The organism is Streptomyces sp. NPDC014734, from assembly GCF_043083325.1.
Lineage (GTDB): Bacteria > Actinomycetota > Actinomycetes > Streptomycetales > Streptomycetaceae > Streptomyces.
Genome location: NZ_JBIBYN010000008.1, coordinates 299,269 through 311,120 on the forward strand (window position 1 = coordinate 299,269; position 11,852 = coordinate 311,120).

10 protein-coding genes are annotated in these 11,852 nt (G+C 73.1%); 8 read left to right on the plus strand and 2 right to left on the minus strand.

All coding sequences use genetic code 11. From position 1 onward, the window contains the following. Positions 1 to 180 precede the first annotated feature (180 nt). On the minus strand, positions 181 to 417 hold the full coding sequence (locus tag ACF1CT_RS16215) for a hypothetical protein (RefSeq protein ID WP_391784461.1): 237 nt from the start codon (positions 415 to 417) through the stop codon (positions 181 to 183). A 215-nt stretch (positions 418 to 632) separates the two neighbouring features. Between ACF1CT_RS16215 and ACF1CT_RS16220 the strand changes: the two genes are divergently transcribed. From ACF1CT_RS16220 to ACF1CT_RS16240, 5 genes are all read left to right on the plus strand, one after another. Beyond that, positions 633 to 1,835 carry a bifunctional adenosylcobinamide kinase/adenosylcobinamide-phosphate guanylyltransferase gene (locus ACF1CT_RS16220; protein WP_391784462.1) on the plus strand — a complete coding sequence of 401 codons (1,203 nt, stop codon included), beginning with the start codon at positions 633 to 635 and terminating at the stop codon, positions 1,833 to 1,835. Between the two features lie 112 nt (positions 1,836 to 1,947). Beyond that, complete coding sequence (locus tag ACF1CT_RS16225) at positions 1,948 to 2,787, plus strand: class I SAM-dependent methyltransferase (RefSeq protein WP_391784463.1); 840 nt, start codon at positions 1,948 to 1,950, stop codon at positions 2,785 to 2,787. A 180-nt stretch (positions 2,788 to 2,967) separates the two neighbouring features. After that, positions 2,968 to 4,077, plus strand: a complete 1,110-nt coding sequence (cobT, locus tag ACF1CT_RS16230) for a nicotinate-nucleotide--dimethylbenzimidazole phosphoribosyltransferase (RefSeq protein WP_391784464.1) — start codon at positions 2,968 to 2,970, stop codon at positions 4,075 to 4,077. Between the two features lie 80 nt (positions 4,078 to 4,157). Further along, positions 4,158 to 5,963, plus strand: coding sequence for a phosphatidylglycerol lysyltransferase domain-containing protein (locus ACF1CT_RS16235; RefSeq protein WP_391784465.1), 1,806 nt, complete (start codon positions 4,158 to 4,160; stop codon positions 5,961 to 5,963). Continuing rightward, entirely contained in the window at positions 5,960 to 6,688 is a 729-nt protein-coding gene (locus tag ACF1CT_RS16240; protein WP_391784466.1) for a hypothetical protein, read from the plus strand. Before ACF1CT_RS16235 ends, ACF1CT_RS16240 begins: the two co-directional genes overlap by 4 nt. On the opposite strand, the gene ACF1CT_RS16245 is transcribed toward ACF1CT_RS16240, so the two are convergent. Further along, positions 6,631 to 7,392 (minus strand): hypothetical protein, encoded by a 762-nt coding sequence (locus ACF1CT_RS16245; protein WP_391784467.1) that lies wholly within the window; start codon positions 7,390 to 7,392, stop codon positions 6,631 to 6,633. The two genes, ACF1CT_RS16240 and ACF1CT_RS16245, sit on opposite strands and share 58 nt — an antisense overlap. An 89-nt stretch (positions 7,393 to 7,481) precedes the next feature. Here ACF1CT_RS16245 and cobS point away from each other — a divergent pair, with 89 nt between their 5' ends. The 3 genes from cobS (at position 7,482) to lpdA (ending at position 11,840) form a co-directional block, all read left to right on the plus strand. After that, positions 7,482 to 8,261, plus strand: coding sequence for an adenosylcobinamide-GDP ribazoletransferase (gene cobS / locus ACF1CT_RS16250; RefSeq protein WP_391784468.1), 780 nt, complete (start codon positions 7,482 to 7,484; stop codon positions 8,259 to 8,261). Positions 8,262 to 8,521: 260 nt separating this feature from the next. Further along, a complete protein-coding gene (locus tag ACF1CT_RS16255; protein ID WP_391784469.1) occupies positions 8,522 to 10,066 on the plus strand; it encodes a leucyl aminopeptidase in 1,545 nt (514 codons plus the stop codon). 385 nt (positions 10,067 to 10,451) lie between these two features. Next, positions 10,452 to 11,840: a dihydrolipoyl dehydrogenase gene (gene lpdA, locus ACF1CT_RS16260; RefSeq protein WP_391784470.1), complete on the plus strand. Its 1,389-nt coding sequence runs from the start codon at positions 10,452 to 10,454 to the stop codon at positions 11,838 to 11,840. The last annotated feature ends 12 nt before the right edge of the window (positions 11,841 to 11,852 follow it).

The following is an 11,852-nucleotide window of genomic DNA, read 5'->3' on the forward strand; positions in this document are numbered from 1 at the left end:
GGGGGGGGGTGTTCTCGGGGGGGGGGGGGGGGCCCGCCCCCCCCGCGCCCCCCGCCCCCCCCCCGGGGGGGGCGCCCCCGGGGGGGGGGGGGGGGGGGCCCCTGGGGGGGGGCCCCCCCCCCCCCGGCCGGCCGAACGAGCCGGTCGGCCCGGTCCTGGCCTGCCGACCGGTAGGCCCGGTCAGCCCTGGTGGGCCTCATCGGTCCGGTCGGCCTCATCGGCCCGGAGGCTCATCGGGCCGTAGATCCTGGTGGTGTCCTCGAAGAGCGTCGCCTGTTCCGCCCCACCGTCGAGGAGTTCCTTCCAGTACTCACCGATCCAGGACTCCGCGTCGCCCTGGGTGCTGAATTCCTCCACCGGCAGGGCCGGTGCCGTCTCCGTACCGTCGGACTTCTCGAACCGCCATGTCCACGCCATGCACGCCTCCCGGGTCGCTCTGCTGACCGCAGCCTAGTGCCCCTCCCGGCAAGGTTCACCGGCTCCCGACACCCGGCCCCGCTCCGTACTCCCGGCCTCCCCCGGCCGCTTCCGGCCACCGGCACCGTCCGTGTCCGGTACGGGAACGGGCCCCGTACCCGTACCGGACACCCCAGCGCGCGCACCCGCCGCGCGAACGCGGGAGGATCAAAGGCGTGGAACTGACTCTGCTCGGCACCGGCGGCCCCGACGGCCTGCCGCGCCCCGAATGCCCCTGCGCCGCCTGCGCCACCGCCCGCGGGGCACGCTCGCGGGCGTCGACCGCGGTGCTGGTCGACGACGCGCTGCTGCTCGATCTCACTCCGGGTGCCGTGTTCGCCGCCGCCCGCGCGGGACACTCGCTCACCGGCGTGCGGCAGGTGCTGCTCACTCATCCGCACGACGGGCCCGCCGTGGAGCTTCCGGCCGGGCTGCCGCCGGCCGGCCGGGTGCCGGACGGACGGGAGCTGACACTGATCAGCGGCCACCGGGTGCGGGCGGTACCGATGGACGCCCCGGGCACCGGCTACGAGGTGACCGCGCCGGAGGGCACCCGGCTGCTCTACCTGCCGCCGGGCGCCGCGCCCTCCGGCCTCACGGACCGGGCGGCGCAGCCGTACGACATCGTGGTCGGGGACGTGATCGGGCGCCCGGACGGTGTGGCGCGGCTCAGGGCGGCCGGGGCGATCGGGCCGCACACCGAGATCATCGCCGTCCATCTGGACCACGACGCGCCGCCCGGCGCCGAGCTGGACCGGAGACTCGCGGCGGCCGGCGCGCGGGCCGTGCCGGACGGGACGACGCTGGTGGCGGGCGAGTACCGGGCGCTGCCCGAGGTACCGCGGCGCACGTTGGTGACGGGCGGGGCCAGATCGGGGAAGTCCGTGGAGGCCGAACGACGTCTGGAGACGTTCCCGGAGGTGGTGTACGTGGCGACCGGGGGCAACCGGGGGGACGACGAGGAATGGGCGGTCCGGATCGGACTGCACCGGGAGCGCCGGCCGACCGCCTGGCGCACCGAGGAGACCTGTGAGCTGGTGGAGCTGCTGGAGTCGGGCGGGCCGCCGCTGCTGATCGACTGCCTGTCGCTCTGGCTGACGGACGCGATGGACCGGGTGGACGCCTGGGACGACACGGCCTGGGCGGGCGGCGGGCGCAGCGCGCTGCGGAAGCGGACCGGCGAGCTGGTGGCCGCCGTGCGCGGGACCCGCCGCACGGTCGTCGCCGTGACCAACGAGACCGGCTCGGGCGTGGTGCCCGCCACGGCCGCCGGACGCCGGTTCCGGGACGAACTGGGCCGCCTGAACGCCGCGTTCGCCGACGAGTGCGAGCAGGTGCTGCTGGTCGTGGCCGGCCGGGCGCTGACGCTGCGCGGCTGACCGGCCTCCGGGCCACGGGCCGGAGGTCCCGGACGCGGAACACGGAAGAACGGAAGAACGGAACAGCGGGAAGCGCCGCGGCGGACGGAACAACGGACGAGGAGGAGCGGTCATGGCGCGGGTACGACCGATGCTGAGCGGGGTCCCCGAGACCTTGTTGTGGACGCTCTACAACCGGGCCCACGAGGCGGGGCAGCGCTATCCGGTGCTGGACGATCCGGTGGCACCGAGGCTGGTGGAGGCCCTGGACTATCCCTTCGAGGAGCGGTTCGGGCGGCCGAACGCGTACTACTCGCAGCTCCAGGGGCTGCGTTCACGCTGCTTCGACCTGGCCGTCCAGGAGTACCTCGTCGAATGGCCGCGGGCCACCGTGGTCGCTCTCGGCGACGGTCTGGAGACGGGCTTCTGGCGGGTGGACAACGGGACGCTGGACTGGCTGAGCGTGGAACTGCCGGAGGTCGCCGAGCTCCGCCGGACGCTGCTGCCCGCCTCGGAGCGGATGCGCGTCCTGGCCCGGTCGGCGACCGACCCGGCGTGGCTGGACGAGATCGAGGACCCGCGCGGCCGGGGCGTCGTCGTCACGGCACAGGGCCTGCTGATGTACCTGCGTCCCGCGGAGGTGCGGGCGATCCTCGTGGCCTGTGCCGAACGGCTGCCGGGCGGCGTTCTCGTCATGGACTCGATGGCACGCCGCCCCGCCCGGCACACGATGACCGGACGGTGGAAGGTCGGCGGGATGACCATTCCGCCGATGCGCTGGGCGATGGACCCCGACGAGCGGCACAAACTGCTCGCCACGCATCCGGGGATCACCGAGGTCCGGGCGCTGCGGCTGCCGCGGGGGCGGGGCGCGACGGGCGAGCTGATCCGGCTCCAGGCGATGCTGCCGGGACTGCGGGCCCTGACGCCCGCGATGACCCGGCTGCGGTTCGGGGAGGCGCCCCCGCGGTAAGGACGCCCCTCACCGGGGCGGCCCCGCCGGGGCCGCCCTCGTACCCGCCGGGTCTCTCCGTGCCCACCGGGTCTCTTCGTACCCGCCGGGTGCCGGAAACGCGGCGGGTACTGTTCCGCAGTGAGCCCGCCGCCGGGCTCGCCGGACCCACTCACGTATCGACCCGCGAGGCAGACCCCCGTGAATCTGGACGACTTCTCCGACCTGATCGAACGCCCCGACGGCGGTGTACGGCGCGATGCCGAGGAACGCCGGGAACGCATGGTCGTTCCGCCCGGAGCGCTCGGCCGCCTGGACGAGCTGGGCGAGTGGCTCTCGGCCGCCCAGCAGTCCGTACCGGTCAAGGCGATCGAGCGGCCGCGCGTGGTGCTCTTCGCCGGGGACCACGGTGTCGCCGGGCTGGGTGTCTCGGGGCGGGCGGCCGGCAGCGCGCACGAGCTGGTGCGGGCCACGCTGGAGGGCGCGACCCCGCTCGCCGTGCTGGCCCGGCAGTTCTCCGTGCCGGTGCGGATCGTGGACGCCGCTCTGGACTGCGATCCGGAGCTGCTGCCCGAGTCCGTGGTGCGCCACCGGGTGCGGCGGGGCAGCGGCCGGATCGACGTCGAGGACGCCCTGACGGCCGAGGAGGCCGAGCGGGCGGTGCGGCTCGGCATGGCGATCGCCGACGAGGAGGCCGACTCCGGCACCGACCTGGTGGTGCTGGGCGACCTGAGCGTCGGCGGCACGACGGCCGCGGGCACGCTGGTCGCGGCGCTGTGCGGCACGGACGCCTCGGTGGTCACCGGGCGCGGCGGGGCAAACATCGACGACCTGGCGTGGATGCGCAAGTGCGCGGCGATCCGGGACGCGCTGCGCCGGGCCCGGCCGGTCCTCGGGGACCAGCTCGAGCTGCTGGCGACGGTGGGCGGCGCGGACCTGGCGGCGATGACCGGTTTCCTGCTCCAGTGCGCGGTGCGCAAGCTGCCGGTGATCCTGGACGGGGTGGTGTCGGCGGCCTGTGCGCTGGTCGGTCAGCGCGCGGCCTTCCGGGCGCCGGACTGGTGGCTGGCGGGCCACGCGAGCGGCGAGCCGGCGCAGGCGAAGGCCCTGGACCGGATGGCGCTCAACCCGTTGCTGGACCACGGCGTCCTGGTGGGCGAGGGAAGTGGGGCACTGCTCGCACTCCCGCTCGTTCGGGCCGCGGCCGCGCTGGCGGCGGAACTCCCCGAACGCGCACCCGCCGCCGACGAGGAGGACGGCACCGGCGAAGAAGCCGACCGGAGCGGCACTGCCGACGCGACCGACGGCTGACGGACCCGGTGGTGCTGCGGCCGACAACGACCGCAGCACGGTCCTCTCCCACGGCGCGATGCACCATATGATCGCTTTTCATGGGAGAGGTCCGATTGTCCACCGAGGATTCCGGGCGGGACGGCACCCGGGCACCGAGCACCGTCCGGTCACGCCGCAGCGCCGCGTTCACCATCTGGTACCTGCGCGTCGTTTCGTTCATCAACTTCCTGAGTGCGGTCTGGGTCACTCTCGGCAACGATCTGCGTCGCCACAACACCGCCAACTTCTTCACCCCGTACCTGCTCACCGCCGGCTTCTCCTCCGGGGTGGTGGCGCTGTTCCTGGCGGTCACCATGCGCCGCCGCAAGCGGGCCGCGTGGATCGTGAACATAGTGGTGAGCAGTCTGCTGTTGCTGCTGTTCGCCCTGGTGATCCCGTTCCCGGAGGTGCGGCAGTACCCGCAGAACTGGGTCTCGCTCCTCCTGACCGCGGTGTTCGTCCTGGCACTGATCGTCGGCCGGCGCGAGTTCTACGCGAAGGGCGACCGGTCCAACCCGAAGCTGGCCGCCGCCGTCGCGGGCGTCGGGCTGCTGTTCACCTCGCTGATCGCGGCGGGCCTGGTGACGCTCACCAACACCGCCCACGACGAGTACCGCTCGACCTTCCTGGACCGCTGGCGCTACGGCACCCTTCGCCTGGTGTCGGTCGCCGACAACGACACCAACTACGACGGGATCACCACGCCGGGCTGGGTCAACGTCTCCATCAACATCCTCTCCACGCTGCTGCTGATCGCCGTCGTGTACGCGGCGTTCCGCTCCCGCCGGGCCGTCGACCCGATCACCCCCGACGACGAGGCCCGGCTGCGGGTGCTGCTGGACCGGCACGGGGACCGCGACTCGCTCGGCTACTTCGCGCTGCGCCGGGAGAAGAGCGTCATCTGGTCCCCGACCGGCAAGGCGGCCGTCGCCTACCGGGTGGTGGGCGGGGTCTCGCTGGCCTCCGGCGACCCGATCGGGGATCCGGAGGCCTGGCCGGGGGCGATCGCCCCGTGGCTGGCCGAGGCCCGCGAGCACGGGTGGGTCCCGGCGGTGATGGGGGCGAGCGAGGAGGGCGGCACGGTCTACGCGCGGCACGGCCTCGACGCGCTGGAGCTGGGCGACGAGGCGATCGTGGAGACTGCCGAGTTCACCCTGGAGGGCCGGGCGATGCGGACCGTGCGCCAGGCGTACAACCGGGTGAGGCGGGCCGGGTACGAGGTGACCGTGCGCCGCCACGAGGACATCCCGGACGACGAGATGGCCGAACTGGTCCGGCGTGCCGACGACTGGCGGGACGGGGAGACCGAGCGCGGCTTCTCGATGGCGCTGGGCAGGCTCGGCGACCCGGCCGACGGCCGGTGCGTGATGCTCGAATGCCGCGACGCGCCCGCCGCCGGGGGCGGCGGCCCGGGCGAACTGCGGGCGCTGCTGAGCTTCGTGCCCTGGGGACCGAACGGGCTCTCGCTGGACCTGATGCGCCGCGACCGGGACTCCGAGAACGGCCTGATGGAGTTCATGGTGATCGAACTCCTCCAGCGCGCCGAGAAGTTCGGGGTCACCCAGGTCTCGCTCAACTTCGCCATGTTCCGCTCGGTCTTCGAGCGGGGATCGCGACTCGGTGCCGGACCGGTGCTGCGCCTGTGGCGCTCCATGCTGAGCTTCTTCTCGCGCTGGTGGCAGATCGAGTCGCTGTACCGCGCGAACGCCAAGTACCGGCCGATCTGGGAGCCGCGCTTCATGCTCTTCGAGAAGAGTTCCGACCTGCTGCGCATCGGACTGTCCGCGGGCCGTGCCGAAGGGTTCCTGGAGGCGCCCGGTCTGCCCAAGTGGCTGCACCGCTCGCATCTCGGGACCGGTGGATGAGACCCGTCGGCACCCCGCGCGGGGCGGCCCGCCGCGAGTGGGGACCGCTGGCGGGGGCCGTACGCGCGGGGCTGACGGGCTCGTTGCCGCGGGCCCTCCCCCTGACACTCGGCGCGGTCTGCCTGACGGCGCTGCTCCACGCGGTGCAGAACCAGTCGTGGGGCTTCGGGGCGGTAGGAGCCCTGGGGTCGGTGCGGGCCGAGGACCCGCTGTGGGCGGCCCTGCTGCGCACCCCGCTGTCGTTGTTCGTCCCGGCGCTCGACCTGCCCGCGTGGGGGGCGCTGGCGCAGATCCTCGTGGTGTTCGGGATCGCCGAGCTCTGCCTGGGCCGGTGGCGCACGCTCGTGCTCGCGTACGTCGCCACCCTCGCCGGGACGCTGTACGCGCGGATCGGCATCGCGCTCGGCCCGGACGGGCTGTTCGGGCTGCCGGCGTCCGATGCCCTGGTGGTGGACACCGGCCCGTCGGCGGCGGTGGTCGGCATCGCCGTGTATGTGTGCTGCGCCTACCGGGCCCGGTTCACCGGCGGGCTGGTGATCGTGACCATGGTGGTCGAGGTGGTCCTCAAGAACAATCTGGCCGGGAAGGAGCATCTGGCGGCGATCGCCGCGATGCTCGTGCTGTGCGCCGTCACGGCCGCCCGGCGCCGCGCGACGCGCCGCCGGGATCAGGACTTGCGTCCGGGGACCGGGACCCGGTCCGGCGCGCCTCCGATGAGGTCCTGAAACCTGCGGCGCGGACCCGCCCAGCGCACGTCGTGGTGATAGGCGCGCAGCACCGCCCGGGCGCGGGCGCGATGGCGGCGGCGGTAGAAGCGCTTCGCCCACATCGAGGTGGGCCGGGCCAGCCGGACCGCCCCGATCAGCGCGACGAACGGGACCAGGGTGCCGAGCACCGCCATCCGGGCCTTGCCCTTGAACAGCGCGATCAGGACGAAGCAGAAGTTGATCACCAGGGTCAGGACGACGCCGAGCCTGCTCTCCTGCTCGTCGCTGCTCAGCTCGTTCACGCCGAGCGGCGAGAACCCGGCGAGGACCAGCAGCACGAGGGCGGTGGTGAGCACCACGACCTCCACGCTCTGACGGCCCTCCTCGGTCCAGTACACGTCGTCGAGATGGAGGATCAGGGCGAACTCGTCGAGCACCAGTCCGGCCCCCATGCCGAAGATCACCGCGCAGACCCCCGCCGAGACGCCGTGGCGACCGCTGGCGACCGCCCCGAAGCCCCCGACGACGCTCAGCACCACGCCGGGCACCACGTGGTGAACGTGCAGCCCACCGGGCGTGATGTTGCGGAACGGGCCCTTCCCGGCCCTGATCATCCGGGTGACGACCCGGGTGACGGCGAAGGTGAGCACGAACGCGGCGAGGGCGAGGAGCAGCGGCAGCTTCCCCGGCTCGACGATGTTCCGGTCGAACCAGTGACTCATCCCACCCACCCCCGATACGCCTGCTTCTGTCACCGTCCATCACGTTTCGCCCAATCTATCGGCCGGTCGCAGCGATTAGCCTGCGCGCCGTGACCTTCCTGAACGGCCATGGCCTGCGTTTCGCCTTCGGCACCCTGACCGTGCTTCCCGTCCGTGTCACCCGGTGGGACCGGGACACCGCCCGCGCCGGGATGCTCTGCGCCCCGCTCGCGGGCCTGGTGGTGGGGGTGCTCGCGGCGTCGGCGGGCGTCCTGTCGCTGCTGCTCGGCTCCGGCCCGCTGCTCGCGGCGGTGGCCTGCGCCGCCGTTCCCGCGGTGCTGACCCGGGGGCTTCACCTGGACGGTCTGGCGGACACCGCCGACGGCCTGGGCAGCGCCAAGCCGGCCGACGACGCCCTGCGGATCATGAAGCGGTCGGACATCGGCCCGTTCGGTGTGATCACCCTGCTGTTCGTGCTGCTGGCACAGGTGGCGGTCCTCGATCAGCTGTACGCGCGGGGCTGGGCGCACGGCGCGGTGGCGGCGGCCGTCGCCGCGGTCGCCGCCCGGCTGGCGCTCACCCTGGCCTCCCACCGGGGCGTGCCCGCAGCGCGTCCGGAGGGGCTGGGCGCGGCGGTGGCGGAGACGGTCCCGGGGGCGGCGGCGGCGGCCGTCGGCGTCGTGGCGGTCGCGGGCTGCGCGGGTGCGGGTGCGCTGCTGGGCGGGTACGGGGCGGCGCACCACGCCCTCGCCGCGGCGACCGCCCTCGCCGTCGCCCACCTCCTGCTCCGGCACTGCGTACGACGGTTCGGCGGGGTGACCGGCGACGTCTTCGGCGCACTCGCCGAGACGGCGGCGACGACGGCCCTGGTGGTCCTGGCGCTCGGCTGAGGGGGTGTGCGAGCCGGTGAGACCTTCCGGTTCGCAGCACGACGGGCCCGTGACCTCCGCCGGCGGGCCCCGCCCCGGCCGTCCGCGACCACGCGCACGGCACGCTCGCGTCCCTCCCGACGGCCCGCCCCCGTGATCCCGCAGCAAAGGCGCGCGTAGGCTCATTCCCGGCACATTGCGGCGGCGTCTACGATGCGCCGGGCACGGTCGGCCCACCCATCGACCACCAACGAACTCAACGGAAGCGAGATTTCACCACCGTGACTGCTCTCACTCTCAGCACTGCCGGGGCGGCGACGCTGCGCGCCGACGCACTCGTCGTGGGCGTCGCCAAGGGCGCCAAGGGGCCGGTCCTCGCACCGGGCGCCGAGGCCGTGGACAAGGCGTACGACGGAAAGCTCGCCACCGTCCTCGATGCCCTGGGCGCCGCCGGTGCCGAGGGCGAGGTGACCAAGCTCCCCGCGCCCGACGGCCTCAAGGTCCCGGTCGTCCTCGCGGTCGGCCTCGGCCCCGCCCCGAAGAAGGACGAGGCGTACGACGCGGAGGCGCTGCGCCGTGCCGCCGGTTCGGCCGCCCGCGCCCTGACCGGTACGAAGAAGGCGGGTTTCGCGCTGCCCGTCGAGTCCGCCGAGGACGCCGGAGCGGTCGCCGAGGGCGCGCTCCTGGGCGCGTACGCCTTCACCGCGTACCAGGGCGGCGAGGACAAGCTCGCCGCCAAGGGCAAGAAGAACGGCAACGGCGCCAAGCTGCCGCTCGCCGAGGTCGCCCTGCTCGGCGCCAAGCCGCGCGACAAGGCGTACAAGGCCGCCGCCGAGCGCGCCGTCGCGCTCGTCGAGGAGATCAACCGCGCCCGCGACCTGATCAACACCCCGCCGAACGACCTGTACCCCGAGTCCTTCGCCGCCGTGGCCACCGCCGCGGGCAAGGAGCACGGCATCAAGGTGCAGGTCCTCGACGAGAAGGCGCTCGTCAAGGGCGGCTTCGGCGGTCTGCTGGGCGTCGGCCAGGGCTCGACCCACGGTCCGCGCCTGGTGAAGCTCGCCTACACGCATCCGAAGGCGGAGAAGACCCTGGCCCTGGTCGGCAAGGGCATCACCTACGACTCGGGCGGCATCTCGCTGAAGCCGGCCGGCCACAACGAGACGATGAAGTGCGACATGAGCGGCGCCGCCGCCGTGTTCGCGGCCGTCGTCGCGGCCGCGCGCCTGGGCCTGCGGGTCAACGTCACCGGCTGGCTGGCGCTCGCCGAGAACATGCCGTCGGGCAACGCCACCCGCCCCGGTGACGTGCTGCGCATGTACAGCGGCAAGACCGTCGAGGTCCTCAACACGGACGCCGAGGGCCGTCTCGTCCTGGGCGACGCGCTGACCCGTGCCTCGGAGGAGAACCCGGACGCGATCGTCGACGTGGCGACCCTGACCGGTGCGATGGTCCTCGCGCTGGGCAACCGCACCTTCGGCATCATGGCGAACGACGACGCCTTCCGGACCTCCATCCACGAGATCGCCGAGGAGGTCGGCGAGCCCTCCTGGCCGATGCCGCTCCCCGCCGACCTGCGCAAGGGCATGGACTCCCCGACCGCCGACATCGCCAACATCGGCGAGCGGATGGGCGGCGGCCTGGTGGCCGGCCTGTTCCTCCAGGAGTTCGTGGGCGAGGGCATCGCCTGGGCGCACCTGGACATCGCGGGCCCGGCCTTCCACGAGGGCGCGCCGTACGGCTACACGCCGAAGGGCGGCACCGGTTCCGCGGTCCGCACGCTGGTGCGGCTTGCCGAGCGCACTGCGGACGGCGACCTCGGCTGAGTTCTCGACCGACCTGCGGCCCCGGGCATACGTCCGGGGCCGTGCGCGTTCTCCCGGTGGCGCGTCGCGGCGCCCCGCACCTGCACCGCGGCGCGAACGGCGTCCTCGCGGCGCCGACGAGGGGTGCCGCGGCACGAAGGGGGTTTCGCTCTGGACGAAATCAGCAGCTCAGTACGTAGCGGTAACCCCTCGGGGCGGATGCTCTTCCCTCCCCTACCCGGGCCCCGCGTCCCGCCGACCGCCGACAAGTGCGAAGATGGGTTCTCGGCAGGACAGGGCCCCCACCACAGGGCCGACAGACAAAGCGGCCGCACACCAGCCGACCGGCCGGTCATCCCCCAGCGACGGGGCCCGGCGTACGGCGCACATGCATGGAGGACGTGACGTGGCGAACGACGCCAGCACCGTTTTCGACCTAGTGATCCTCGGCGGCGGCAGCGGCGGTTACGCCGCGGCGCTGCGCGGGGCCCAGCTGGGCCTGGACGTCGCTCTGATCGAGAAGGGCAAGGTCGGCGGCACCTGCCTGCACAACGGCTGCATTCCCACGAAGGCCCTGCTGCACGCCGGTGAGATCGCCGACCAGGCGCGCGAGGCCGGCCAGTTCGGTGTCAAGGCCACCTTCGAGGGCATCGACATCAACGCCGTCCACGCGTACAAGGACGACGTCATCTCCGGCCTGTACAAGGGCCTTCAGGGTCTCATCGCCTCGCGCAAGGTCACCTACATCGAGGGTGAGGGCCGGCTCTCCTCCCCCACCTCGGTGGACGTGAACGGCCAGCGCGTCCAGGGCCGCCACGTGCTGCTCGCGACCGGCTCCGTGCCGAAGTCGCTGCCGGGCCTGGAGATCGACGGCAACCGCATCATCTCCTCGGACCACGCGCTGAAGCTGGACCGCGTCCCGAAGTCGGCGATCGTGCTGGGCGGCGGCGTCATCGGCGTCGAGTTCGCCTCGGCGTGGACGTCCTTCGGCACCGAGGTCACGATCATCGAGGGCCTGAAGCACCTCGTCCCGGTCGAGGACGAGAACAGCTCGAAGCTTCTTGAGCGCGCCTTCCGCAAGCGCGGCATCAAGTTCAACCTCGGCACGTTCTTCCAGGGCGCCGAGTACACGCAGGACGGTGTCAAGGTCACCCTCGCCGACGGCAAGACCTTCGAGGCCGAGGTGCTGCTGGTCGCCATCGGCCGCGGCCCGGTCTCGCAGGGGCTGGGCTACGAGGAGGCCGGCGTCGCGATGGACCGCGGCTACGTCCTGGTCGACGAGTACATGCAGACCAACGTGCCCACCATCTCGGCCGTGGGCGACCTGGTCCCGACGCTCCAGCTCGCGCACGTCGGCTTCGCCGAGGGCATCCTGGTCGCGGAGCGGCTGGCCGGTCTGAAGACCGTTCCGATCGACTACGACGGTGTCCCGCGGGTGACGTACTGCCACCCCGAGGTCGCCTCCGTGGGCATCTCCGAGGCCAAGGCCAAGGAGCTCTACGGCGCGGACAAGGTCGTCGCCCTGAAGTACAACCTCGCGGGCAACGGCAAGAGCAAGATCCTGAAGACCGCGGGCGAGATCAAGCTCGTCCAGGTCAAGGACGGTGCGGTGGTCGGCGTCCACATGGTCGGTGACCGTATGGGCGAGCAGGTCGGCGAGGCCCAGCTGATCTACAACTGGGAGGCGCTGCCGGCCGAGGTCGCGCAGCTCATCCACGCCCACCCGACCCAGAACGAGGCGCTCGGCGAGGCCCACCTGGCCCTGGCCGGCAAGCCCCTCCACTCCCACGACTGATCCCGTCGACCG

Coding starts and splice junctions, on each gene's coding strand:
- ACF1CT_RS16245 (WP_391784467.1), bottom strand. CDS start 7,392: ATGAGTCACTGGTTCGACCGGAACATCGTCGAGCCGGGGAAGCTGCCG.
- ACF1CT_RS16225 (WP_391784463.1), top strand. CDS start 1,948: ATGGCGCGGGTACGACCGATGCTGAGCGGGGTCCCCGAGACCTTGTTG.
- ACF1CT_RS16215 (WP_391784461.1), bottom strand. CDS start 417: ATGGCGTGGACATGGCGGTTCGAGAAGTCCGACGGTACGGAGACGGCA.
- ACF1CT_RS16235 (WP_391784465.1), top strand. CDS start 4,158: ATGGGAGAGGTCCGATTGTCCACCGAGGATTCCGGGCGGGACGGCACC.
- ACF1CT_RS16240 (WP_391784466.1), top strand. CDS start 5,960: ATGAGACCCGTCGGCACCCCGCGCGGGGCGGCCCGCCGCGAGTGGGGA.